Raw genomic sequence first — 22,849 nt, forward strand, 5'->3', positions numbered from 1 at the left:
ATGGCTTTATGCTGCATTGCACAATGGAGAGTGGGGCTTGGCCCGTAAATTCCTCTACGTCATCGTAGGACTTATCGTGCTCGCACTGGCCGCCACCTTCGCCTATCGATTCTGGGGCATCGAACTGCTCCGCCAGGCCATGGTGCCCAGCGCGAACATCGTGCAGCTCTCCGCCCCCGGCGACTACACCAGGCCCGACCTGTGGCTCGCCCGGCCGGACAAGCCCGGCAACCCCGCGCTGTGGACGCCCGAAGGCTTCAAACCCGCCGAGAACCCGCCCGCCGCGGTGTTCTTCGTCCACCCGACTTCGTTCCTCGATCGCTCGGCCTGGAACGCGCCGCTAAGCGACATGGCCGCCAACGCCCGCGCCGAGCTGTTCCTGCGCGGCCAGGCAAGCGCCTTCAACGGCGCCGGGCTGGTCTGGGCGCCGCGCTACCGCCAGGCGACCTTCGGCGCCTTCCTCACCAGCAAGGAACAGGCGCACCAGGCGCTCGACTTCGCCTATCGCGACGTGCTGGCGGCGTTCGACCAGTTCCTCAAGGAAGCCGGCAACCGCCCGATCATCCTGGCCGGCCACAGCCAGGGCGCGCTCCACCTCACCCGGCTGCTCGTCGATCGCGTGGCGGGCAAGCCGCTCGCGAAGCGCATCGTCGCGGCCTATGTCGTCGGCTGGCCCGTCTCGATGACCGCGGACCTGCCGAAGCTCGGCCTCCCCGCCTGCTCCGGCCCGGACGAGACCGGCTGCATCCTCTCCTGGCAGAGCTTCTCCGATCCCGCCGATCCCTCGCTGATCCTCGACACCTTCGACCAGAGCAGCGGCTTCACCGGACAGCCGCGCAAGGGCACGCCGATGCTCTGCACCAACCCGCTCACCGGAAAACCGGACGACAGCGTCGGCGCGGAGGCCAATCTCGGCGGCCTGCTCCCCAGCAAGGACCTGACCAGCGCCGTCCTCCGCAAGAACCTCGTCCCCGCCCGCTGCGAGGGCCGCGGCATCCTGATGATCGGCAACAGCCCGCCGGACCTCGGCCCCTATGTGCTGCCGGGCAACAACTACCATGTGTTCGACTACAGCCTGTTCTGGGCCAATGTCCGCGCCGATGCCGAGCGGCGGCTCAAGGCCAAGCGCAAGTTCTGGCCGTTCTGATCGGCGCGGCGTAGAGGGGGGCGATGATCACCACCGCCTCCGCCGAATTCCGCGCCGCCCTGCCCGCCGGCGGCCGCCTGATCGGCCTCGACGTCGGCACCAAGACGATCGGCACCGCCCTGTGCGATGCCGGCTGGAGCTTCGCCAGCCCCGCCGAGCTCGTCCGCCGCACCAAATTCTCCAAGGACAAGGCGGCGCTCCAGGCGCTGATGACCGCGCAGCAGGTGAAGGGGCTGGTGATCGGCCTCCCCCTCAATCTCGACGGCACCGACAGTCCGCGCACCCAGTCCACCCGCGCCTTTGCCCGCAACATGGACGATATCGGCATGCCGATCCTGCTGTGGGACGAGCGCTGGTCCACCGTCGCGGTCGAACGCACGCTGATCGAGCAGGATTTCAGCCGCGCCCGCCGTGCCGAGATGATCGACAACATGGCCGCCGCGCACATCCTGCAGGCGGCGATCGACGCGCTGGTGAACGTCTAGCGCCGGTCGAACCGGGCGATCAGCGCGTCGAGCGTACGGTTCCCGCGCTCGCCCTGTGCCCGGGTCTTGTAGGTCACGTCCCCCGCATCGACCGGCTGCAACCTGCCGCAGAAGCGCTGCACGTCCGCGCTCAGCATCGCGACATCGGCATCGATCCGCTCCAGCTCCGGCCGCACCGCCTTGCGCGCCCGCCGCCCCAGTACTTTCTCCAGGCCCATGCGATGCCCGGCCGCCGCTTCGGCAAAGCCGTCCGCCAGCGCTTCCATCTCGGCGACATAGGACAGCGACACCAGCTGCGCCGGCGCATAGCCCAGCGCATCGTCGCCATGCACCGCATTGGCGCCGACCCGCACCGTCGCCTGCCCCAGATAAAGGCGCGTGAGCCCCGCAAGCGTACGCCCGGCCAGCTCCGCCAGCGCCGCGGTATCGGCGAGCAGGGCCGCATGCCGGGCATCCACCGCCGGCGCATAGACCGCCATCGTCCGCCCGAACCGCGCTCCGTCCGCCGCCTGCCGCTCGATCGTCGCCCGTGCACGGACCAGCCGGTCGAGCGGCGCGGCGCCATTCTCGCGGAAGAACTCGCGCGAAAGCGCCAGCACATTCTCCCCGCAATCGCGGTGCGCCTGCAGCGCCGCCAGCGCCAGCATGCGCCGCATCGGCCGCCAGCGCGCCCGCTCGACCCGCGCCAGCCACCAGGGCAGCAGCGCAAGCACCAGCACCAATCCCAATGCGAAGAAGAAGGCCCCGGCCTGGAACGCCGCCCACCACGCGGGATCGCGCGTCATCCAGCCGAGAAACGAAACCCACCAGCCCTGCACGAACGCTCCCCCCGAAACGATACGCGGGCGCATTCCTATCTGCGATTTGCGGCAGATGCGAGACTCCTTGCGCCACCGCGTCCGGGGGTCTAGGCGACGGCTTTAATGCAAGCCTCAGATCATCGCCCCGCGGCCCAGATACAGGGCCGCGCCGTCTTCCCGCACCGGCACCTCACCGGCATTGCGGGTCTCCAGCCCCATGAGATCATGTTCCTGCTCGACGAAGCGGAACAATGGATCGAAGCGAACCGCTCGCGCGCCCGCAGCGACCGCCGGCTCGAGGGGCTCACCCAGATCAACGCGTTCTTCGAGAACTCCACTCGCACGCTCCTCTCCTTCGAGATCGCGGGCAAGCGGCTGGGCGCTGACGTGGTCAACATGCACGCGGCGCAAAGCTCGGTGAAGAAGGGCGAGACGCTGATCGACACCGCGGTCACGCTGAACGCGATGCGCGCCGACGTGATCGTCATCCGCCACATGGCCTCGGGCGCGGTGCAGCTGATCGCCGACAAGGTCGATTGCCCGGTGCTCAACGCAGGCGACGGCTGGCACGAGCACCCGACCCAGGCACTGCTCGACGCGCTGACGATCCGCCGCCGTCGCGGTTCGGTGGCCGGCCAGCGCGTGGTGATCTGTGGCGACCTGCTCCACAGCCGCGTCGCCCGCTCGAACATGCTGGCGCTGACCGCACTCGGCGCCGAGGTCCGCGTCGTCGCCCCCTCCACGCTGATGCCCCCGGCGATCGAGGGGCTCTACGTCACGCCGTTCACCGATTTCGACGCCGCGCTCGAGGGCGCCGATGTCGTGATGATGCTCCGCGTCCAGAATGAGCGCATGGCCGGCGGCTTCATCCCGTCGACCCGCGAGTTCCACGCCCGCTACGGCCTGACGCCCGAGCGCCTCGCCCGCGCCAAGCCCGATGCGCTGGTCATGCACCCCGGCCCGATGAACCGGGGCGTCGAGATCGACTCCTCGGTCGCCGACGATCCCGATCGCAGCGCGATCACCGAGCAGGTCGAGATGGGCGTGGCGGTCCGCATGGCCTGCCTCGACGTCCTGACCCGAGCCGAACGCGGCGTGGAGGGCTGGGCATGACCTGCATCCTTCTCCCCTCCGTCACCCCGCCCCCCTTCCCCGTCATCCCCGCGAAGGCGGGGATTCAGGGTAACAAAGCGACGTCTTCAATGACCCTGGATCCCCGCCTTCGCGGGGATGACGAAGGTAATTGGAAGGCCGAAGGAATTACCGCGTGACCCGCCTGTTCAACAACGTCCGCGTGCTCGGCGGCGCCACCAGCTTCGCCTTCTCCGGCGAGACCATCGCCACGCCAACCGACAGCATCGAGACCATCGACGGCAAGGGCCTCACCCTCGCTCCCGGTATCATCGATCTCGGCGTGTTCGCGGTCGATCGCGCCGCCTGCCGCGCCGGCGGCATTACCCGCGTCGGGCTGATGCCCGATCAGTCACCGATCCTCGATGATCCCGGCATCATCCGCCGCGCCGCGCTGATGGGGAAGCCGGACCTCTGGGTCCACCCCCTCGCCGCCGCCACGCGCGGGCTCCAGGGCACCGACCTTGCCGAAATGGCGATCAACGCCAGCGCCGGCGCCAAGGCTGTCGCCACCGGCCGCCGCTCGATCGCGAATGCGGGCGTGATGCGCAAGGTCCTCGCCTATGCCAGGGATTGCGGCCTCACCGTGATCATCCATGCCGAGGATAGTGGCCTCGCGGGCGACGCCGTCGCCACCGAAGGTCTCACCGCCACGCTCCTGGGCCTGGCGGCCGCCCCCGCCATCGCCGAGGCACTGGCGATCGCCCGCGACACGATGCTCGCCGAGGATACCGGCGCTCGGATCCATTTCCGCCAGGTCACCACCGCCGCCGGTCTCGACCTGGTCCGCCAGGCCAAGCGCCGCGGCGTCAAGGTCACCTGCGGCGTCACCCCGGCGCACTGGCTGCTGTCGGACATCGCGGTCAGCGACTATCGCACCTATGCCCGCGTCTCGCCGCCGCTGCGCGCCGAAAGCGATCGCCAGGCGGTGCTCGCCGCGCTCGCCGACGGCACGATCGACGTGATCGCCTCGGGCCATGACCCGCGCGGGCCGGAAGGCAAGCGCCTGCCCTTCATCGACGCCGACGAAGGCATGTCCGGCGCCGAGACCCTGCTCGCCCTCTCGCTCGGCCTCGTCCGCGACGGCACGCTGACGATGGAGCGGCTGTTCGAACTGCTCGCCGCCAATCCGGCGCGGATCCTGGGCCTCGACGCCGGCACGCTCGAGCCCGGCAAGCCCGCAGACTTCATCCTCTTCGCCCCGGACGCCCCCTGGCTGGTCGACGGCACGAAGATGAAGGCCCGCGCCGGCAACACCCCGTTCGACGGGCTGCCCGTCCAGGGCAAGGTCCACCGCGTGTTCAAGGGCGGGCGCGAGATCGAGTGACGCAATAGCCGTAGACCCCGGCCCTCCCCGTCATCCCGGCGAAAGCCGGGATCTCAGGCGAAGGCGCGGGGAAAGAGCCGCACGAGATCCCGGCTTTCGCCGGGATGACGGTTACGCAGCAACCCTCTCGCCCGCCTCGACAAACGGCGCGATCACCCCCATCGCCCGCTCGACGTAGAGTTCCTTCTCCCCCACCGGCGCGACGTAATGGATCGCCGCCTCGGCATCGGCGAGCGAGGAACCGCGCGCGATCATCCAGCTCGCCAGATATTGCGAGGCCAGGCAGCCGCCCGCGGTCGCGACATTGCCATGCGCCACGAACGGCGCGTCGATCACCTCGACGCCCGCTTCGATCACCCAGGGCTTGGTGGTAAGGTCGGTGCAGGCCGGCAGCGAACCGATCAGCCCGAGCTTCGCGAGCAGCAGCGTGCCCGAGCATTGCGCCCCGATCAGCTGGCGCGCCGGATCGAGCCGGATCCGCGCGAGCATCTCCGCATCCGCCGCGATCTCGCGCGTGCGGATGCCGCTGCCGATCAGCACCGCATCCGCTTCGGCCGCGAACGCCAGCGGCTTCTGCGCGGTGACCGTAACGCCGTTCATCGACGTGACCTGCGCACTTGGGCAGGTGATGTGGGCCATCCAGCCCTTGGCCTTCATCCGGTTGAGGATCGCCGCCGCGACGAAGCTGTCGAGCTCGTTGAACCCGTCGAATGTCAGCACCGCGATCTGCACCTGAAGACTCCCGTAAACCTGTACTCTGGTCCTATCAGGCGGCGCACAGTGCAACCATGCATTAATCGCCTCGGCCTAGGCAGCCTGTCATGGCTATTCCTATAAAAACCGCCGCACTGCTCACGGGATCGCTTTTCGCTGCGGGCTGCGCCTCCGGGGGAGCCGACGGTCTCAACCCGAAGAACAAGCTCCACTGCGCGGTCGTGCTGGGCGTCGCCGGCCAGAATGCCGAGCGCACCAATGCCCCCGCCGAGGCGCGGCGCGCGTTCTTCGTCGGCAATTCCTGGTACACGCAGCGCCTGCCCGAGCGCACGCTGGAAACGCCCGAGGCGAAGCAGGCATTGGCACTGGCCCGCCAGGATCTCGCCACCCTAGAGCCGATCGCCAAAGCCTGTATCGACCGCGCCACGCGTGAAGCGGGCTTCAAGGGCTTCCGCCGCCGGATCGGCGCGATGTACGACGAGGCCGACGCCGCGCGGCGATGATTGCCTGGCTGTTCCCCGGCGAAAGCCGGTGCCCAGGGTCACTGGCGATGTCCTGCTTGGCTCTGGCCCCCGGCTTTCGCCGGGGAACAGGAGAAACAGCGCCTCCCCTACTTCTTCGCCCGCGCCGGCTTCGCCAGATTCGCCGCCACCGCCTCGCGGATCAACGCCGTCAGCGCCGCTTCGTCGATCGCCTCGCCTTCATGGATGTCGATCGCACGCCGCACATTCCCGTCCAGGCTCGAATTGAACAGCCCGCTCGGATCGCCGAGCGAAGCGCCCTTGGCGAAGGTGAGCTTCACCGCCGCCTTGTAGGTCTCGCCGGTGCAGATAATCCCGGCATGCTCCCACACCGGCACGCCGCGCCATTTCCACGTCTCCTCCACCTCCGGATCGGCCGCGTGGATGATCGCGCGCACCTTCGCCAGCGTCGCGCCGCGCCAGTCGTCCAGCGCCGCGATGCGGGCGTCGATCTGCTCGGCGGCGGTCTTGTCCTCGCTCATGCGTTCCTCGCGAAATAGGGCTTGGCGAACATGTAGAGCCCCGTCGGCAACAGCACCAGCAGCGGCAGCACCGCGAGCAGCCCCAGCCACTGCGCGTTGGCCTGCAGGATCACCGCGATGATGTTCACGACCGCGGCGATGCTGAAAATGAACCCGCTCCAGCGGTGGACCTGACGTAGCATGGCATATCCTCCCTCGAATACATAACCTTCCGGCTATGCATTTCTCATAACCATCGGGTTATGCATTCGTCAAGCCCAACGAAAAAGGCCGGAGCGTCGCCGCCCCGGCCTTTCCTATTTCCCGATGGGAGTGGGAAAATTCGTTAGCGTGCGGCGAGGCGCGTGCCCGGCTTCACCCAGGCGGCAGTCGCATCGCCCGCGCCCGCGCGGACGAAGCAGGTCTGGCCGCTCGACTTGATCTGCTGGCACAGCGCGTTGGCGCCGCTGCGGTCATAGCCGCCCACCGACAGGCGATAGAAATTGCCCGCCTTGGTCGAGACCTTGGCGCCATAGGGCGTCTGACCGGCAAGGCCCGGAACGCGGTCGTCCATGCGGTTCCACGCATCGCGCGCCACCGCCGGGCTCACATAGGCGCCGAGCTGGACATAGAAATTGCCGCGCGACGGCTTGGCGGCCACCGCGCTCTTCTCGATCAGGCGCGGCGCCTTGGCGGCAACGGCGACGCTGGGCGCCGAGGCCCGCACCGCGGCGACGGGAACCGACTGCACCACTTCCGCGCGCGGGCCGAACACGACGCCGGCATTGGTGCCGGCGACCGGATTGGCCTCGGTCACCGCCACGGCAGGAGCCGCCGCAGCAACCGCGGTCGAGACGCCGGCCTCGGCGGCAACCGCTTCGGCGTTGGCGGGCACGCCCGGCATATAGGTGTCGACCGCTTCCGGCGCCGGCGCGGTCTGCACCGGCTGGACGGTCGCGGCGGCGAGCATCACATTCTGCTGCGCCAGCGCCAGGCGTACCGGCTGGCCGAGGTCCTGCACCGGCGTGACGTTGAGCAGCGCGGCGACCTGGTCATAGGCGTTGGTCGGGCGGGCGAAGTTCACCCACTGCATCATCCGCGCGTTGAGCTGATCCGGCGCGACGTCGACCGACGCGACCTGCTTGGCCTCGGCCCAGCGGCCCGAAAGCGCAAGCGCGAGCGCCAGGTTCTGGCGGGTCTTGGCGGTGGCGTCCTCGGCGCGAGCGGCCGGGCCCAGGATCTCGACGGCCTTCACCGGGTCGCCGGCCAGCGCATAGGCCAGGCCGCGATCGGCGGCGGGAATCGTATCCTCATGGCTGTCGAGCATCGCGCGCGCACCCGGCCAGTCGCCACCGGCGATCTTGGCGAGCACGAGATTGAGCGCGGCGCGCCCGTCGCCCGGGTTGAGGGTCAGCGTGTCGGCCAGCGCCTGGTTCGCCGAGGCGAAGCGGCCGGCGAGCAGATAGGCCTGGCCCAGCAGCGCGCGATATTCGGCGTTCTGCGGGTCGTTGGCCACCGCGGCCTCGGCATGGGCGACGGCATCGCCCGCCTTGCGCTTGGCAATCGCCTTGCGCGCGGCCCCGGCTTCCTGCGCGGCCTTCTTGGCGTTGGGCGCGTCGGTCGCGAAGGCCGAGAGCGCGAAGCCCTGGGTCGTAATGCCGGCTGCCAGCGTACCGCCGGCGGCCAGCGCCGAAAGGCCGATCACGAGCTTGCTACGGATCTTCATCATCCAGTCCTTACCGGTTCCCGGCCGGGCCGACCTGACGCGCGAGCGTCTCGACCTCGGTCAGCGATTCGAGAAAGGCGTCGAGCGCCTCGGTCACGATCTGCTGCGCCGAACGGTTGGTTACGGCCGATGCGAGGCGCAGTCGCAAATGCCGGTCATTGTCGAGGCGGAGCGTGAACGCCGCCTTGGATTTCTTGGCCACTTCGCGGGCGAGCCGCTCGGCAGCGGCCGGAGCCAGCGCAGGAGCCTGCGGAGCGGGAACCGAAGCCACGACCGGAGCCGGCTCGGCGACCTCCTCCACCACCGGCGGCAGTGCCGGCACGCGCGGCCGGGTCACCGGCACCGGTGCGGGGACCGGGGCCGGCTGGCTGAACCGCTCGTCGAGCTGCTCGATCTGGCGAAGCACCTGCGGCTTGGGCGCGGGCATCGGCGCCGGCTCGGGCACGAACTGCTGCGGCTGGGCGCTCTCGTCGCCCATGTCGTTCCAGCCGAGATCGTCCTGGGCGGTCGCCGGGTTCATCCCGACAAAGCCCTGCGGGCGCATCGCCGGCCGCGCCTGGCCCTTGCGGGCGAGCAAGCTCGAGGAGAGCGAAGCGGTGGGTTTCGGGGTGCCGAACATCAGCTCACCACCCGGCGGCCAAAGCCGCCACCCGGGCGCGCCGCGCCGAACTGGTTGACCGCGGTCGGAGCCGCGAACACGGTGCGGCGGAAGTTCTTCTCCAGCCGGTCATTGATATAGGTCCACAGCGCCTCGACCTCGCCGGCCGAGCGCCCGTTCGGGTCGACTTCCATCACGGTGCGGCCGTCGATCATCGAGGCCGCGAAATCGGTGCGGTGGTGCAGCGTGATCGGCGCGACCGTGCCGTGCTGCGACAGCGCGACGGCGGCCTCGCTGGTGATCCGCGCCTTGGGCGTCGCGGCGTTGACCACGAAGATCAGCGGCTTGCCCGCGCGGTCGCACAGGTCGACCGTGGCGCCCACGGCGCGTAGGTCATGCGGCGACGGGCGGGTCGGGATGACGATGAGCTCGGCCACCGCGATCACGCTCTGGATCGCCATCGTGATCGCCGGCGGGGTATCGATCACCGCGAGCTTGAAACCCTGCTGGCGCAGGATCTCGAGGTCCGAGGCGAGCCGCGCGACCGTGGTCTGCGCGAAGGCCGGAAGATCCGTCTCGCGCTCGTTCCACCAGTCGGCCAGCGAGCCCTGGGGGTCGATGTCGATCAGCACGACCGGGCCGCAGCCCGCCCGTTCCGCCTGCACGGCGAGATGGCCCGACAAGGTCGTCTTGCCGGATCCGCCTTTCTGCGATGCCAACGCGAGAACGCGCATGAACCCCCTCGAAATACCAGTTACCCGAGCGTGGGGATGCCATGCGGTCGTCTAAGAATGCGTTAACAGCGTTCCGCCCCGGGATTCTCCGGAGAAGACGGGCTAAGGATTTCTTTCACAAATGATGGTTAACTGCCATTTAGCCATTCATCCGGGGTGGGAGTCGAAGGTCGCATGAAGCTGCTGGGGTTGATCGCTGTTGCCGGGCTGGCGCTGGCCACCCCGCTTGCGCTCGCGCAGGACAATCCGGTCAAGGCGGGCGTGGAGGCCTGGGAGCGCGGCGATTACAAGACCGCAGTCGATCGCTGGCGCGGCCCGGCAATGAAGGGCGATGCCGACGCGCAGTTCAATCTCGGCCAGGCCTATAAGCTCGGCCGCGGCGTCAAGGCCGATCTCAACCAGGCCGAGACCTGGTATGGCAAGGCCGCCGCCCAGGGCCATGAGCAGGCCCAGGCCAGCTATGCCCTCGCCCTCTTCGCCAATGGCAAGCGCGATGCCGCGGCGTCGTGGCTCCAGCGCGCCGCCGGCCGCGGCGATCCCCGCGCCCAGTATGTGCTCGGCACGATGTATTTCAACGGCGACATCGTCCAGAAGGACTGGATCCGCGCCTATGCGCTGGTCACCCGCTCCTCGCAGTCGGGCCTCGCCGAGGCCTCGGGCGCGATCGCCCAGATGGACAAGTACATGACCGTGCAGGACCGCCAGGCCGGCCTCGCCCTCGCACGCAAATACGAGGAAGAGGCCAATCGCGCGCCCTTGCCCGGCAGCAACCCGCCGGTCGAGGTCGCCAGCGCCCAGCCGCCTCGCACCGTCCCGGTCCGCACGCCGCCGCGCGCCACGCCCAGCCCGGTGCCCGTGCCGGTCCGTACCCAGCCGGCGCCAGCCACCACCGCGATCCGCGACGGCGGCTGGCGCCTCCAGCTCGGCGCGTTCGGCGATCCCGGCAATGCCCGCAAGCTGTGGAGCCAGGTCGGCAACCGCTTCCCCGGCCGCTCGGTCAGCTATGTAAAGGCCGGCAGCCTCACCAAGGTGCTGGTCGGCCCGTTCGCCAGCCGCGCCGAGGCAGCGGGTGCCTGTCGCGGCATCAGCCCCTGCGTGCCGGTCAGCAACTAGGGCCTTCCTGCCCCTTCCATTCTCCGTCATCCCCGCGAAGGCGGGGATCCAGAGTTGCAAGGAACATCGCTCCATTACCCTGGATCCCCGCCTTCGCGGGGATGACGGTGGAGATTTGGGAAACGACACCCTCGAGAGTGCGCCCCACCGCAAACCCACACCGCTTCGGTCATATCGCAGTTGCAACAAAAGCCGGATCGTGGCGTTAGGGCGCCATGATCCGCTTCCTTGCGCTCGCGCCTTTGCTCGTCCTCGCCCTTCCCGCCCATGCGCAGGAGGGAGAGAGCAAGCCGCCCAAGCGCTACCGCGTCTCGCTCGGCCCGCAGCTCTCGCCCAATTATCCGGGTTCGGACAAGGTCCAGCTAAGCCCGCTGGTCGATGTCGCGATCGCGCGCGGCGACGATCCCTTCCCCTTCGAGGCAGCAGATGACAGCTTCGGCTTCGCGGCGTTCAAGTCGGGCGGGTTCGAGATCGGCCCCGCCGCCAATTTCCAGGGCTCGCGCCACCGCAAGGAAGCCGGCGCCCAGATCGACGAGGTCGGCACCACGGTCGAGCTGGGCGGCTATGCTCAATATTGGCTGGCCAGCTCGCTGCGCCTCCACACCGAGCTGCGCCAGGGTATCAACGGCCACAAGGGCCTGATCGGCAGCGCCGGCCTCGACTATGTCATGCGCGACGGCGACAAATGGCTGGTCGCGATCGGCCCGCGCGTCACCCTGTCCGACGCGAAATACCGCCGCGCCTATTTCGACGTCACCCCCGCGGTCGCGGCCCGCACCGGCCTGCCGGTCTACCGGGCAGACGGCAGCGCGGTCCACGCGCTCGGGGTCAGCAGCACCGCCACCCGCCAGTTCAGCCGCCACTGGGGCGTCTACGGCTATGCCCGCTACGACCGCCTCACCGGCGACGGCGCCGACAGCCCTCTGACCACCAAGCCCTATGGCAGCCGCGACCAGTTCTCCGGCGGCCTGGGCCTGAGCTTCACCTTCGGCAAGGGTGTGCGCTGAGCAACCTCTTCTGCCTTCTTAGCCCTCTCCCGCTTTCGTGCGGCACAACCTGATTCCCCTCCCTGAAAGGGAGGGGCTAGGGGTGGGTTAGCGAGCACAGCTCGCTTCTGATACGCTCGCCCTATGGTCCGCCGCATCGATCCAGCGCTGCTCGCCCGCGCCCGGGAGCTGCGTAACAATCCGACTCTCACCGAACTCGCCGTCTGGCACCTGATTTCGCGCTATCGCCCAGCTTTCACGCGCCAGCATATACTCGCGCCTTTCATCATCGATCTGGCCTGTCGGGAAGCGAAGCTTGGCGTCGAGTTCGACGGCAGCCAGCACATCGCAAACGCCAAGCAGGACGAGCGCCGCACGGCATATCTGGAAGCAGAAGGCTGGCGCATCATCCGTCTCTGGAATTCCGAGGTGCTGTCGAATCCGGAAGGCGCGGTTCAGCATATTCTGGAACGGACGGCAGAGCGTTTGGATGGCGTCTATCCGGAACCCATGCCTTCTAGAGAAGGAAGGACAAGAAAGCCACGCTGGAGCTGATCCCGCTTACTCCCCTTCCTGCAAGGGAGGGGTTGCGAGCGCAGCGAGCCGAGCTACCGGCCCGCGAAATAGAAAAGGCCGGGCATCGAGCCCGACCTTTTCTAACCCACCCCTAACCCCTCCCTTGCAGGGAGGGGAATTTCCTAAACCTCCACCCACTCCGCCTTCGCAATCCCCTGCGCATACAGCAGCGCGGTCAGGTCGCCATGATCCACCCGAACCCCTGCCGCCGCCGCGACGATCGGCTTGGCGTGGTACGCAACCCCCAGCCCCGCCTCGCGGATCATCGCCAGGTCGTTGGCGCCGTCGCCCACCGCGAGCGTGTCCGAAGCACTCAGCCCCAGTTCGTCCCGCACCGCCAGCAGCGTATCCAGCTTCGTCGCGCTGTCGACGATCGGCTTCTCGACCTCGCCCGTCAGCACGCCATCCGCGATCACCAGCTTGTTGGCGATCATCCGGTGGAACCCGATCTCGCTGCCCACCGGCTCGGCGAACCGCGTGAACCCGCCCGAGACCAGCACGCAGGTCGCGCCCCGTGCCCGCATCGTCCGCACCAGCGCCTTGGCGCCCGGCATCAGCTTCACCCGCTCGCGCAGGCACTGCTCGATCGCGCTTTCCGAAAGTCCCTTCAGAAGCGCCACCCGCGCATCGAGCGCCTCGGCAAAATCGAGCTCGCCGCGCATCGCCCGCTCGGTCACCTCGGCGACCTGCGCCTTGATCCCTGCGAAATCGGCCAGCTCGTCGATGCACTCGACGGTGATCATCGTCGAATCCATGTCGGCGATCAGCAGCTTCTTCGCGCGCCCCTCGGCCGGCTGCACCGCCACATCGGTGAAGGGAAACGCCCCCTCCAGCGCCGCTCGCGCCGCATCGGGATGCATCCTGAATTCCAGGTCCGCCGCGCGGCCCTCATCGATCCAGCGCACGCTTCCGGGTCCGCAATGCACCGAAGCCAGCCGATCAGCGGCTTCCGAAAGCTGCCCTGCGGCCAGACCATCTGCTATAAGCGTCGCGATGAACATCGGATCCCCTGAACTGCCAATGGTGGCGCTCATCGCAGGGCCGACCGCGAGCGGCAAGTCCGCGCTCGCGCTCGCCCTTGCGGAAAAACATGACGGCGTCGTGATCAATGCGGATTCGATGCAGGTCTATGCCGATCTGCGCGTGCTCACCGCCCGGCCCAGCGTCGAGGAAGAGAAGCGCGCGCCGCACCTGCTGTTCGGCCATGTCGACGGCGCCGAAGCCTATTCGGCCGGGCGCTGGGCAGCGGAGGCGCGGGCTGCGATCCACGAAGCGCATGCAGCCGGCCGCCTCCCCATCCTGGTCGGCGGCACCGGCATGTACATGCGCACCCTGCTCGACGGCATCGCCCCGGTGCCCGAGATCGATTCGCTGATCCGCAGCGAGGTCCGCGCCCTTACCGTCGAACAGGCCCGCGCCGAGCTCATGCGGCTCGATCCCGATGCCGCCGCTCGCCTCGGCCCGATCGACACGCTGCGCATCTCGCGCGCGCTCGAAGTCGTCCGCTCCACGGGCAAGCGGCTCGCCGAGTGGCAGGCCGAGCGGCATGGCGGGATCGGCCACGAGATCCGTGTCGCCGCGACGATCCTCCTGCCCGACCGCACCTGGCTCGCCGACCGGATCGATCGCCGCTTCCGCCATATGGTCAATGTCGCCAAGGGCGAGGTCGAGGCGCTGCTCGCCCGCACCGACGTGCCCGACGACGCCCCCGTGCTGCGCGCGATCGGGGTGCGCGAGATCGGCCTGGCGCTCGCCGGCGAGAGCAACATGGACGAAGCACATTTCGCCGGCTCGCTCGCCACCCGCCAGTACGCCAAGCGGCAATACACCTGGTTCCGCCGCCAGCCTCCGCCGGAGTGGGAGCGCACGGACGAGACACAAACAAACAGACTCGTCGAGCAATTCGAAACAAAATTACTATAATTCGGCTTGACGCGTAGTTTTCGTGCGGGTAGCAGCGCCCTTCGGCGGTGTTTCCCGCACCGCAACAAACGGAGGCCGATGTGACGACCGAGAAGAGTGGAGCAGACATCCTGATCGAGACGCTGAGCGATCTCGGTGTGGAAGTCGTGTTCGGCTATCCGGGCGGCGCGGTGCTTCCGATCTATGATGCGATCTTCAAGCAGGACCGCATCAAACATATTCTTGTCCGCCATGAGCAGGCGGCGACGCACGCGGCGGAGGGCTATGCCCGCGCCACCGGCAAGCCGGGCGTCGTCCTCGTCACCTCGGGCCCGGGCGCGACCAACGCCGTTACCGGGATCACCGATGCGCTGATGGATTCGATCCCGATGGTCGTCATCACCGGCCAGGTGCCGACGGCGCTGATCGGCACCGATGCCTTCCAGGAAGCGGACACGGTCGGCATCACCCGCCACTGCTCGAAGCATAATTACCTGGTGAAGGATCCCGCCCGGCTCGAGCCGACGATCCGTGAGGCCTTCTATATCGCCACGTCCGGCCGTCCCGGCCCGGTCGTGATCGACATCCCCAAGGACGTCCAGGTCGCCACCGCGCGGCGCGGCGAGAATGCGCCGATCTCGCACAAGACCTATCGCCCGCAGACCGAGCCGGACATGGTCTCGATCGAGAAGGCGGTCGACATGCTGGCCGCGGCCGAGCGCCCGATCTTCTACACCGGCGGCGGAATCATCAATTCCGGACCCGAAGCTTCGCGCCTGCTGCGCCAGCTCGCCGATGTAACGGGCGCGCCTGTTACATCGACGCTGATGGGCCTCGGCGCTTTCCCAGCTTCCGACGACAAGTGGCTGGGAATGCTGGGGATGCACGGCACCTATGAGGCCAACCTGGCGATGAACCAGGCCGACCTCATCATCGCGCTCGGCGCCCGTTTCGACGACCGGGTGACCGGCCGTCTCGATGCCTTCGCGCCGAACAGTGCGAAGATCCACGTCGATATCGACCGTTCGAGTATCAACAAGAACGTTCGCGTCGACCTGCCCATCGTGGCGGACGTCGGTTCGGCGATGCGGGCGATGCTCGATACGTGGCACCTTCGCAAACATCCGAAGCCGGACCTGTCCGAATGGTGGAGCCGCATCCATGGCTGGCGCCAGGTCGGTTGCCTCGAGTTCCAGGAGAGCGATCCCCAGGTCATCATGCCCCAGCGCGCCATCCGCGCGCTGTGGGAGGCGACCAAGGACCAGGCCCCGATCATCACCACCGAAGTCGGCCAGCACCAGATGTGGGCGGCGCAGCACTTCCACTTCGATGATCCCAACAAGTGGCTGACTTCGGGCGGTTTGGGCACGATGGGCTATGGCCTGCCGGCCGCGATCGGCGCCCAGCTCGGCAACCCGGACCGGCTGGTCATCGACATCGCCGGCGAAGCCTCGATCCAGATGAACATCCAGGAGCTGGCCACCGCGACCCAGTACCGGCTGCCGGTCAAGATCTTCATCCTGAACAACGAATATATGGGCATGGTCCGCCAGTGGCAGGAGCTGACCTACCAGTCGCGCTATTCGGAGAGCTACTCGGACGCCCTCCCGGATTTCGTAAGGCTGGCAGAGGCTTATGGCTGGAAGGGCATCCGCATCGAGACGCGCGACCAGCTCGACGCCGGCATCGCCGAGATGCTCGCCTATGATGGGCCGGTGGTGGTCGATTGCCGCGTGGCCAAGCTCGCCAACTGCTTCCCGATGATCCCGTCGGGCGCGGCCCATACCGAAATGCTGCTCCAGTCGGCCGAAGTCTCGGGCGAGATGGACGATGAAGCCAAGGCACTGGTCTGAACCCATGCATATCAAGGAAGAAGCAGTCGAGCGGCATACGCTCGCGGTCATCGTCGACAACGAGCCGGGCATCCTCGCCCGGATCGCGGGCCTGTTCACCGCGCGGGGCTACAACATCTCCTCGCTCACCGTGTCCGAGATCACCGACGACGACCTGATCAGCCGGATCACCATCGTCACCCACGCCTCGGCGCCGGTGATGGAGCAGATCATCGCCCAGCTCGAGCGGCTGGTGCCGGTGCACAAGGTCACCGACCTCACTGCCTTCGGGCAGCATGTCGAGCGCGAGCTGGCGCTGGTTAAGGTGGCGGGCACCGGTGAACACCGGATCGAGGCGCTGCGCCTCGCCGAGGTCTATCGCGCCCGGGTGGTCGATGCGACTACCTCCAGCTTCGTCTTCGAAGTGACCGGCGGTACCGAGAAGATCGACAAGTTCGTCGAGCTGATGCGCGACCTCGGCCTGGTCGAGATCGCCCGCACCGGCATCGTCGCGATTGCGAGAGGCGCGGAAGCGGCCTGAACATCTTAGCCGCCACCCTGCACGAGCGGGGAGCGGAGATCGAAAAAGGGAATAAAATCAATGCGCGTTTACTATGATCGCGACGCCGATCTGAACCTGATCTCGAACAAGAAGATCGCCATCCTCGGCTATGGCTCGCAGGGCCATGCCCATGCGCAGAACCTGCGCGACAGCGGCGTCAAGGAAGTCGCGATCGCGCTGCGCCCGGGTTCGCCCTCGGCCGCCAAGGCGGAAGGTGCCGGCTTCAAGGTGCTGCCGAACAAGGAAGCCGCCGCCTGGGCCGACATCCTGATGATCCTCGCGCCGGACGAGCACCAGGCCGCGATCTATGAGAACGACATCAAGGGCAACCTGCGCCCCGGCGCCGCCCTCGCCTTCGCCCATGGCCTCAACATCCACTTCGGCCTGATCGAGGCGCCCTCGGATGTCGACGTGATCATGATCGCCCCCAAGGGCCCCGGCCACACCGTGCGCAGCGAATATGCCCGCGGCGGCGGCGTGCCCTGCCTGATCGCGATCCACCAGGACGCCTCGGGCAACGCGCATGACATCGCGCTGGCCTATGCCTCGGGCGTCGGCGGCGGCCGCTCGGGCATCATCGAGACCAATTTCCGCGAGGAATGCGAGACCGACCTGTTCGGCGAGCAGGCTGTGCTCTGCGGCGGCGCCACCGCGCTGGTCCAGGCCGGCTTCGAAACGCTGGTCGAGGCCGGCTACGCGCCCGAAATGGCCTATTTCGAGTGCCTCCACGAGCTCAAGCTGATCGTCGACCTGATGTATGAAGGCGGCATCGCCAACATGCGCTACTCGATCTCGAACACCGCCGAATATGGTGACATCAAGACCGGCCCGCGCATCATCACCGAAGAGACCAAGAAGGAAATGAAGCGCGTCCTCGCCGACATCCAGTCGGGCCGCTTCGTGAAGGACTTCGTGCTCGACAACCGCGCCGGCCAGCCGGAGCTCAAGGCCAGCCGCATCGCCGCCAAGCGTCACCAGATCGAGCAGGTCGGCAGCGAGCTGCGCGCGATGATGCCGTGGATCGGCGCCAACAAGCTGGTCGATCAGACCAAGAACTAATCGCTTTGCCGAGGTCGGCGGTGCGCGCCGGCCTCGGCCCTTTTCTCCGGTGCCGCAATGCGTGCGGCAATCGCTGCCAGGCAGGCCTGCGTGCTGTCATGGCGGGGCTGGGGCAAGTGGAAGAAGTATCCCATGGCGCATCTCCCGAAAGCGTCGGGACAGCGTCTCACCGGCATGGCGCCGGCGCCAGCGCGGAACTCCCCGGTTGGGAGGCTTCCGGAACCCGCTTTTAGCCTTCTGTTCACCCTGTCCCCGCGCCGCCCGCTCCGTTTCGGAAACCATGCGTTGCCGCCTTCGGGATTTTCCCGCCACGCCGGCATCCCCACAAAGCGCACTCCTTCCCCACAGAGGAGTTTCCATGCGCGTTCTCATCGCCGTTGCCTTGCTTGCCGCCACCCCGCTCGCCGCCTACGCCGCCCAGCAGGCGGTCCAGCTCCCCGGCCAGCCCGACACCGCCCGCATCGCGGCCGGCACCTATGCCGTTGATGGCGGCCACACCCAGGTCAGCTACACCGTCGATCACTTCGGCTTCAGCAAGTTCACCGGCCAGGCCGGCGGGGCCACCGGCACGCTCGCCATCGATCCGAAGAAGCCCGCCGACGCCAAGCTCGACGTGACCATCCCGGCCTCGGGCATCGTCACCACCGTCAAGGCGCTCGACGAGCATCTCGGCACCGCCGACTTCTTCGACGCCGCGAAATATCCGGATATCCGCTTCATCTCGACCAGCGTGGCCGTTCAGGGCACCAGCGCCAGGATCACCGGCAACCTCACGCTGCACGGTGTCACCCGCCCGGTGGTGCTCGACACGAAGTTCGTCGGCGCCGGCGACAATCCGATGACCAAGAAGCTCAACTTCGGTTTCTCGGCGACTGCGAAGATCAAGCGCAGCGATTTCGGCATGGACAAGTATGTCCCCTTCGTCTCGGACGAAGTCGCGCTCGAGATCAACGCGGCATTCACCGCGCAGTAACCCCCTTCCGATCCAATCGACTGCTCCCGTGGCGCATGATATACGGTGCCGCGGGAGCATCTCGATGATCGATGACTATCGAACTGCCATGGCGGCGGCCGCGCAACTGGAGGCCGCAGCCGAGGAATTGCAGGCGCTCACCGTCCGCCTGGACAAGCTGGTGCGCAAGCAGGAGCAGTCCGGCAGCTGGTTCGAAGACGACTGGCCGGACGAGTATCGCATTCGCGGGCACGAAGTGGATGGCCCGCTCGAAGCCGGTGCCAAGCTGTTCAAGGAATATCTGTTCATCTACCCCGCCCAGCAGGACAGCTGGCGCGACGGCGGCAGCTATTGGGGAGAGAATGAGAAAACCAACCGGCCGCTCCTCGAGCAATGCGCGGACAAGGCGAGGATCCTGCGGCTCTGCGCGGCGGCGGTGCGTGGCTGGGCGGGCACCCTGCCCCCCTCATCTTCGGAATAGTTGAGCCGGCGCGCATTCGGCTGCATCATGCCCTCCATTATCGACGGAGGGGCAATGAGCGAGACGGAAGAAGGTCGGGGCGGCGTCAATCGGGTTGAGGCGTTCTCCGACGGCGTGATCGCCATCATCATCACGATCATGGTGCTCGAGATGAAGGCACCGGAGGAACATGGCCTGGCGCATCTCTGGTCGCTCTGGCCGGTCTTCACGGCCTATGTGCTCAGCTATGCCTATGTCGCGATCTACTGGGTGAACCACCACCGGCTGTTCGCCCATGCCAGCCGCATCACCAACGCACTGCTCTGGTCGAACATCGCGCTGCTGTTCACGCTCTCGCTGGTCCCTTTCGCCACGGCCTATCTCGGCGAGCAGCATTTCAGCCATGATGCGACCCTGGTCTATATGTGCGTGATGATGCTGCCGAGCTTCGCCTATGTGTGGCTCCAGTCCGTGATCCGCCGCACCGGTCGGCAGGACGCGGCGGCGCAGGACTATCACCAGCATTCGCTGCGCAAGGGGCTGGTCGCCTCGGCCATCTACGCCAGCGGCATCGCCCTCACCTTCTCCAGCCCCTGGGCAGGCCTCGCCTGCGCCGCGCTGGTCGCAGTGCTGTGGTTCCTCCCCAAGGGCCCGATCGACGCGCTGTTCGGAGGGTAGATATCTAATCTCCCTCTCCCGCTTTTGCGGGAGAGGGACGGCTTTCCCGGCGAATGCCGGGGGAGCCAGGGTGAGGGTGAGTGCTGGACGCACATACGGCGCTTGCCGCTCCCACTGCCCCTCACCCTTCCGCCGCTTCGCGGCTCCCTCCCTCTCCCGCAAAAGCGGGAGAGGGAAATGCGCCCCCCCCCAAAAGAAAAGGCGCCCCGGTTTCCCGGAGCGCCCCATCCCTGCCCGCAGGCGTCTCGATCAGAAGCCGAAGCGCAACCGCGCGCCGTAGAAGCGCGGATAGCCCGGATAGCCGTTATAGTTGCCGGTCTGCTCCGGCACGGCGAAGCCCGAGATGAAGTAGAAGGTGTTGGTGATGTTCTCGACGAAGATCTCGCCGCGGATCTTGCCGTCATTGGTCTGCAGGCCGATCGCACCGTTGAGCAGGCCATAGCCCTCGTTGCGGATCGCGGTGCGGCCGCTGGCCGGGTCCGGATTGCTCGACGGGATGTTGACTTCGCTGTTGTAGCGGAAGTCGAGGTGGATCAGGCCCTTCAGGTTGTCCGAAACCCGCGGCTCCCAGGTCACCGCGCCGGTCACCGTGTGCTTCGGCTGGTTCTGGAACTGGCGGCCTTCCTGGCCCTGCAGCGGCGTGCCGGTGAAGTTGTTCGACTTGGCGTACTGCGCGTCGATATAGCTGTAGGCGAGCTGGAAGGTCAGCTTGCTCGTCGGCCGGATCGTCGATTCGACTTCGACGCCCTTCGAGATGCTCTTGTCGACATTCTGGACGACGAAGTTGTTGCCCGAGAAGACCAGCGACTGCAGCCCGTAGAAGTTCATGTAGAACGCCGCGAGGTTCAGCGTGAACGCACGGCTCGGGCTCGCCTTGAAGCCGACTTCGAAGGCGTCGTTGGTCTCCGCGCCGAAGCGCAGGTCACGGCCCTGGGCGCCGTTGCCGCCGAGCAGCACGGAGTCGAAGGTCGCCTGGTCGAGATTGTAGCCGCCCGACTTGTAGCCGTGATCGTAGCTGCCATAGACCATCAGCTTCGGCGAGAACTTGTAGGCCAGCTTGACGGTGCCGGTGATCTCGTCGTCGGTGAAGCTGTCGGTATAGTTGCCGTTGAACTCGCTGTTCACGGCCGGGTTGCAGCTCAGCAGGTACAGGTTGTTGAAGATGCCGAGCTGCTTGAGCAGGTTGGCATAGGCGGTCGCCGCCGGCTGGCCCGCGCGCACATTGTTGAAGAAGGTGCAGCTGCCGGTGTTGCTGTTGATCGACGCGTTCATCGTCTTGCGCTCGTGATTCCAGCGCGCGCCGAGGGTCAGCGACAGATTGTCGGTGACGTTGACGATGTTGTGGGTGAACAGCGCGATCGCGTCGGTCTTCACGCCGAACACGTCGTTATTGTTGCCCTGGCCAGGCGTAGCGCCCGGCAGCGGCGAGGCGGCGAGCGCCGCCAGGCCCGGGATCGGCGTGGACGGGAAGCCCGGGATCACGCAGAGCCCGGCCGGTGCCGTGCCCGCCTGGGCGCGGAAGCAGCCGACCAGCGGAGCCAGCGTCGCGCCATAGACCGAGGTCAGCGCCGCCAGCGAGTTCGGCACCGCCGGGTTCAGGAACACCGCGCCCGGCGTCGGCACCGTCGGGCCGAGCGAACCGTAGAACTGCACCTTGCCGCCGAAGGACGGGCCGGCCAGCGCGTTGAACACCGAGTCGACATAGAGGTTGGCGTCGTTGCCGAAGCGCACCGTGTCGGTCAGGTCGTTCTTCTCGTTCAGGTAGAAGCCGCCGACCAGCCAGTCGAGCTTGCCGTTGAAGGCCGAGCCCTGGAGGCGGATTTCCTGGGTGAAGTCCTTGAGCTCGGTGCGGTAATTGTCGCGATAGGCGCGATCGATGCCCGAGAAGTCGATGTCCTGGCTGCGCAGGGCACGCCAGTCACGATAGGCGGTGATCGAGGTCAGCTTGACGTCGCCCAGATCCCAGTTGAGCTCGCCCGAGAAGCCCCAGTCCTTCACCTTCTCGCCATAGTTGCGGTTGGGCGAGGCCGCCTGGATGCGGTCGCTGGGCGGGCCGGTATAGATGCCGGTGCGGCCCTGCGAGGCGGCGATGCCGTTGATGACCTGTGCCATCGGCCCGCGGACCACCGACACGGTGGCGCAGCAGACTTCGTCGGTCTGGTAATAGTCGGCGATCAGGCGGAAGGTGATGTCGCCCTTGTCGAGCAGCGCCTGGCCACGCAGTGCCCAGCGATCGACGTCGTTGAAGCGGCGGTTGCTGTTGGCGTCCTTGATATAGCCGTCGCGCTTCCGGTAGCTGCCGTCGAGGCGCAGCGCGAGGGACTCGCTCACCGGCCCGGTGATCGCACCCTTGACGCCATAGGCGTTGTAGTTGCCGTACGAGCCCTCGACATAGCCGTGCGTCTCGAACTGCGGGAGCGCGGTGTAGATGCTCAGCGCGCCGGCCGAGGTGTTGCGGCCGAACAGCGTGCCCTGCGGGCCGCGCAGCACTTCGACGCGCTCCAGCTCGGGAAGCTCGGAGATGGCGACGCCGGCGCGGGCGCGGAACACGCCGTCGATGAACACGCCAACCGCCGGCTCGAAGCCTGGATTGTCGCCGCCGGTGGTGATGCCGCGCAGATAGATGGTGGTGCCGGTCGCCGAGGACTGGCCGGTCGAGCTCTGGATCGACGGAGCGAGCTGCTCGAGGTCGCGGACGTTGTCGACACCCGAATTCTGCAGTTCCTGCGCACCGATGGCGGTGATCGCGATCGGCACGTCCTGCACGGTCTCGTTACGGCGGGTAGCCGTCACGATGATCTCGTTCGAGGACTGATATTCCTGGCTGTCGTCCGACGGCGCGGGCGCCGGCGTGGTCTGCTGCTGGGCAAAGGCGGGCGTCGCGAAAAACAGCGTAAGCGCAGTCGCCGCGAGCAAGTCGAGCTTCTTCATCGGGTGCAATCCCCCTCCTCTGGGTGCCGGCCGGCTTGTACCGGTCGCGACGTTGCTTTTATCGGGGACGAAACTAACGCTGCATTTTTGAGCCCGTCAACGGGGATAAGCGTCGGAACTCTGCGGTTTTCGGCCCTTTTTCCCGGGGAGATAC

At 67.4% G+C, this 22,849-nt stretch carries 24 protein-coding genes; 15 read left to right on the forward strand and 9 right to left on the reverse strand.

Annotated features, from left to right (window positions below):
* Positions 1–37: 37 nt before the first annotated feature.
* Together HNP52_RS13030 and ruvX are read left to right on the forward strand one after the other, a co-directional pair.
* Entirely contained in the window at positions 38–1,147 is a 1,110-nt protein-coding gene (locus HNP52_RS13030) for a DUF3089 domain-containing protein (RefSeq protein WP_184167713.1), read from the forward strand.
* Positions 1,148–1,170: 23 nt separating this feature from the next.
* A complete protein-coding gene (gene ruvX / locus HNP52_RS13035) occupies positions 1,171–1,632 on the forward strand; it encodes a Holliday junction resolvase RuvX (RefSeq protein WP_184167716.1) in 462 nt (153 codons plus the stop codon).
* Here ruvX and HNP52_RS13040 read toward each other — a convergent pair.
* Entirely contained in the window at positions 1,629–2,417 is a 789-nt protein-coding gene (locus tag HNP52_RS13040) for a hypothetical protein (protein WP_184167719.1), read from the reverse strand. The two genes, ruvX and HNP52_RS13040, sit on opposite strands and share 4 nt — an antisense overlap.
* A gap of 138 nt (positions 2,418–2,555) precedes the next feature.
* Between HNP52_RS13040 and HNP52_RS13045 the strand changes: the two genes are divergently transcribed.
* Positions 2,556–3,545 (forward strand): aspartate carbamoyltransferase catalytic subunit, encoded by a 990-nt coding sequence (locus tag HNP52_RS13045; protein ID WP_184167722.1) that lies wholly within the window; start codon positions 2,556–2,558, stop codon positions 3,543–3,545.
* Positions 3,546–3,708: 163 nt separating this feature from the next.
* On the forward strand, positions 3,709–4,890 hold the full coding sequence (locus HNP52_RS13050; RefSeq protein ID WP_260396139.1) for a dihydroorotase: 1,182 nt from the start codon (positions 3,709–3,711) through the stop codon (positions 4,888–4,890).
* A gap of 111 nt (positions 4,891–5,001) precedes the next feature.
* Here the strand turns inward: HNP52_RS13050 and HNP52_RS13055 are convergent, their stop codons facing one another.
* Complete coding sequence (locus HNP52_RS13055; protein WP_184167728.1) at positions 5,002–5,622, reverse strand: DJ-1/PfpI family protein; 621 nt, start codon at positions 5,620–5,622, stop codon at positions 5,002–5,004.
* 89 nt (positions 5,623–5,711) lie between these two features.
* On the opposite strand from HNP52_RS13055, the gene HNP52_RS13060 reads away from it, so the two are divergent.
* Positions 5,712–6,107, forward strand: coding sequence for a hypothetical protein (locus HNP52_RS13060; protein ID WP_184167730.1), 396 nt, complete (start codon positions 5,712–5,714; stop codon positions 6,105–6,107).
* A gap of 107 nt (positions 6,108–6,214) precedes the next feature.
* On the opposite strand, the gene HNP52_RS13065 is transcribed toward HNP52_RS13060, so the two are convergent.
* From HNP52_RS13065 to HNP52_RS13085, 5 genes are all read right to left on the reverse strand, one after another.
* On the reverse strand, positions 6,215–6,607 hold the full coding sequence (locus HNP52_RS13065; protein ID WP_184167732.1) for a DUF1801 domain-containing protein: 393 nt from the start codon (positions 6,605–6,607) through the stop codon (positions 6,215–6,217).
* Positions 6,604–6,789: a hypothetical protein gene (locus HNP52_RS13070; protein WP_184167734.1), complete on the reverse strand. Its 186-nt coding sequence runs from the start codon at positions 6,787–6,789 to the stop codon at positions 6,604–6,606. The genes HNP52_RS13065 and HNP52_RS13070 overlap by 4 nt, the downstream gene beginning before the upstream one ends.
* A 143-nt stretch (positions 6,790–6,932) precedes the next feature.
* Positions 6,933–8,312 carry an SPOR domain-containing protein gene (locus HNP52_RS13075; RefSeq protein ID WP_260396074.1) on the reverse strand — a complete coding sequence of 460 codons (1,380 nt, stop codon included), beginning with the start codon at positions 8,310–8,312 and terminating at the stop codon, positions 6,933–6,935.
* A gap of 10 nt (positions 8,313–8,322) precedes the next feature.
* On the reverse strand, positions 8,323–8,931 hold the full coding sequence (locus tag HNP52_RS13080) for a hypothetical protein (RefSeq protein ID WP_184167738.1): 609 nt from the start codon (positions 8,929–8,931) through the stop codon (positions 8,323–8,325).
* Entirely contained in the window at positions 8,931–9,644 is a 714-nt protein-coding gene (locus tag HNP52_RS13085) for a ParA family protein (protein WP_184167740.1), read from the reverse strand. Before HNP52_RS13085 ends, HNP52_RS13080 begins: the two co-directional genes overlap by 1 nt.
* A 174-nt stretch (positions 9,645–9,818) precedes the next feature.
* On the opposite strand from HNP52_RS13085, the gene HNP52_RS13090 reads away from it, so the two are divergent.
* The 3 genes from HNP52_RS13090 to HNP52_RS13100 all read left to right on the forward strand — a co-directional run bounded on the left by HNP52_RS13090 (position 9,819) and on the right by HNP52_RS13100 (position 12,298).
* Positions 9,819–10,757 (forward strand): SPOR domain-containing protein, encoded by a 939-nt coding sequence (locus HNP52_RS13090; protein ID WP_184167742.1) that lies wholly within the window; start codon positions 9,819–9,821, stop codon positions 10,755–10,757.
* 215 nt (positions 10,758–10,972) lie between these two features.
* Complete coding sequence (locus HNP52_RS13095) at positions 10,973–11,764, forward strand: MipA/OmpV family protein (protein WP_184167744.1); 792 nt, start codon at positions 10,973–10,975, stop codon at positions 11,762–11,764.
* Between the two features lie 123 nt (positions 11,765–11,887).
* Positions 11,888–12,298: an endonuclease domain-containing protein gene (locus HNP52_RS13100; RefSeq protein ID WP_184167746.1), complete on the forward strand. Its 411-nt coding sequence runs from the start codon at positions 11,888–11,890 to the stop codon at positions 12,296–12,298.
* A 143-nt stretch (positions 12,299–12,441) separates the two neighbouring features.
* Here HNP52_RS13100 and serB read toward each other — a convergent pair whose 3' ends face one another.
* Positions 12,442–13,320, reverse strand: coding sequence for a phosphoserine phosphatase SerB (gene serB, locus HNP52_RS13105; RefSeq protein WP_184167748.1), 879 nt, complete (start codon positions 13,318–13,320; stop codon positions 12,442–12,444).
* Between serB and miaA the strand changes: the two genes are divergently transcribed.
* The 7 genes from miaA (at position 13,313) to HNP52_RS13140 (ending at position 19,764) form a co-directional block, all read left to right on the forward strand.
* On the forward strand, positions 13,313–14,242 hold the full coding sequence (gene miaA, locus HNP52_RS13110; RefSeq protein WP_184167750.1) for a tRNA (adenosine(37)-N6)-dimethylallyltransferase MiaA: 930 nt from the start codon (positions 13,313–13,315) through the stop codon (positions 14,240–14,242). The genes serB and miaA overlap by 8 nt on opposite strands.
* An 80-nt stretch (positions 14,243–14,322) precedes the next feature.
* Positions 14,323–16,074 carry a biosynthetic-type acetolactate synthase large subunit gene (ilvB, locus tag HNP52_RS13115; RefSeq protein ID WP_184167753.1) on the forward strand — a complete coding sequence of 584 codons (1,752 nt, stop codon included), beginning with the start codon at positions 14,323–14,325 and terminating at the stop codon, positions 16,072–16,074.
* A 4-nt stretch (positions 16,075–16,078) separates the two neighbouring features.
* Positions 16,079–16,594 (forward strand): acetolactate synthase small subunit, encoded by a 516-nt coding sequence (ilvN, locus tag HNP52_RS13120; RefSeq protein WP_184167756.1) that lies wholly within the window; start codon positions 16,079–16,081, stop codon positions 16,592–16,594.
* A 60-nt stretch (positions 16,595–16,654) separates the two neighbouring features.
* Complete coding sequence (ilvC, locus tag HNP52_RS13125; RefSeq protein WP_184167759.1) at positions 16,655–17,674, forward strand: ketol-acid reductoisomerase; 1,020 nt, start codon at positions 16,655–16,657, stop codon at positions 17,672–17,674.
* A gap of 358 nt (positions 17,675–18,032) precedes the next feature.
* Positions 18,033–18,647, forward strand: a complete 615-nt coding sequence (locus HNP52_RS13130; RefSeq protein ID WP_184167762.1) for a YceI family protein — start codon at positions 18,033–18,035, stop codon at positions 18,645–18,647.
* 64 nt (positions 18,648–18,711) lie between these two features.
* Positions 18,712–19,107 (forward strand): hypothetical protein, encoded by a 396-nt coding sequence (locus tag HNP52_RS13135; protein WP_184167766.1) that lies wholly within the window; start codon positions 18,712–18,714, stop codon positions 19,105–19,107.
* A 54-nt stretch (positions 19,108–19,161) separates the two neighbouring features.
* Entirely contained in the window at positions 19,162–19,764 is a 603-nt protein-coding gene (locus HNP52_RS13140; protein ID WP_184167769.1) for a TMEM175 family protein, read from the forward strand.
* Between the two features lie 249 nt (positions 19,765–20,013).
* Here the strand turns inward: HNP52_RS13140 and HNP52_RS13145 are convergent, their stop codons facing one another.
* Positions 20,014–22,695 (reverse strand): TonB-dependent receptor, encoded by a 2,682-nt coding sequence (locus HNP52_RS13145; RefSeq protein WP_184167772.1) that lies wholly within the window; start codon positions 22,693–22,695, stop codon positions 20,014–20,016.
* Between the last annotated feature and the right edge of the window lie 154 nt (positions 22,696–22,849).

It is taken from the genome of Sphingomonas kyeonggiensis (assembly GCF_014204495.1).
Classification (GTDB): domain Bacteria; phylum Pseudomonadota; class Alphaproteobacteria; order Sphingomonadales; family Sphingomonadaceae; genus Sphingomonas; species Sphingomonas kyeonggiensis_A.

Excerpts from the sequence above, each read along its gene's own strand:
- HNP52_RS13135 (WP_184167766.1), top strand. The coding sequence starts at position 18,712 with ATGATCGATGACTATCGAACTGCCATGGCGGCGGCCGCGCAACTGGAG.
- ilvC (WP_184167759.1), top strand. The coding sequence starts at position 16,655 with ATGCGCGTTTACTATGATCGCGACGCCGATCTGAACCTGATCTCGAAC.
- HNP52_RS13065 (WP_184167732.1), bottom strand. The coding sequence starts at position 6,607 with ATGAGCGAGGACAAGACCGCCGCCGAGCAGATCGACGCCCGCATCGCG.
- miaA (WP_184167750.1), top strand. The coding sequence starts at position 13,313 with ATGAACATCGGATCCCCTGAACTGCCAATGGTGGCGCTCATCGCAGGG.
- HNP52_RS13130 (WP_184167762.1), top strand. The coding sequence starts at position 18,033 with ATGCGCGTTCTCATCGCCGTTGCCTTGCTTGCCGCCACCCCGCTCGCC.
- ruvX (WP_184167716.1), top strand. The coding sequence starts at position 1,171 with ATGATCACCACCGCCTCCGCCGAATTCCGCGCCGCCCTGCCCGCCGGC.
- HNP52_RS13145 (WP_184167772.1), bottom strand. The coding sequence starts at position 22,695 with ATGAAGAAGCTCGACTTGCTCGCGGCGACTGCGCTTACGCTGTTTTTC.
- HNP52_RS13070 (WP_184167734.1), bottom strand. The coding sequence starts at position 6,789 with ATGCTACGTCAGGTCCACCGCTGGAGCGGGTTCATTTTCAGCATCGCC.
- HNP52_RS13075 (WP_260396074.1), bottom strand. The coding sequence starts at position 8,312 with ATGAAGATCCGTAGCAAGCTCGTGATCGGCCTTTCGGCGCTGGCCGCC.
- ilvN (WP_184167756.1), top strand. The coding sequence starts at position 16,079 with ATGCATATCAAGGAAGAAGCAGTCGAGCGGCATACGCTCGCGGTCATC.
- HNP52_RS13100 (WP_184167746.1), top strand. The coding sequence starts at position 11,888 with ATGGTCCGCCGCATCGATCCAGCGCTGCTCGCCCGCGCCCGGGAGCTG.
- HNP52_RS13080 (WP_184167738.1), bottom strand. The coding sequence starts at position 8,931 with ATGTTCGGCACCCCGAAACCCACCGCTTCGCTCTCCTCGAGCTTGCTC.
- serB (WP_184167748.1), bottom strand. The coding sequence starts at position 13,320 with ATGTTCATCGCGACGCTTATAGCAGATGGTCTGGCCGCAGGGCAGCTT.
- HNP52_RS13040 (WP_184167719.1), bottom strand. The coding sequence starts at position 2,417 with ATGACGCGCGATCCCGCGTGGTGGGCGGCGTTCCAGGCCGGGGCCTTC.
- HNP52_RS13085 (WP_184167740.1), bottom strand. The coding sequence starts at position 9,644 with ATGCGCGTTCTCGCGTTGGCATCGCAGAAAGGCGGATCCGGCAAGACG.
- HNP52_RS13090 (WP_184167742.1), top strand. The coding sequence starts at position 9,819 with ATGAAGCTGCTGGGGTTGATCGCTGTTGCCGGGCTGGCGCTGGCCACC.
- HNP52_RS13045 (WP_184167722.1), top strand. The coding sequence starts at position 2,556 with ATGCAAGCCTCAGATCATCGCCCCGCGGCCCAGATACAGGGCCGCGCC.
- HNP52_RS13060 (WP_184167730.1), top strand. The coding sequence starts at position 5,712 with ATGGCTATTCCTATAAAAACCGCCGCACTGCTCACGGGATCGCTTTTC.
- HNP52_RS13140 (WP_184167769.1), top strand. The coding sequence starts at position 19,162 with ATGAGCGAGACGGAAGAAGGTCGGGGCGGCGTCAATCGGGTTGAGGCG.
- HNP52_RS13095 (WP_184167744.1), top strand. The coding sequence starts at position 10,973 with ATGATCCGCTTCCTTGCGCTCGCGCCTTTGCTCGTCCTCGCCCTTCCC.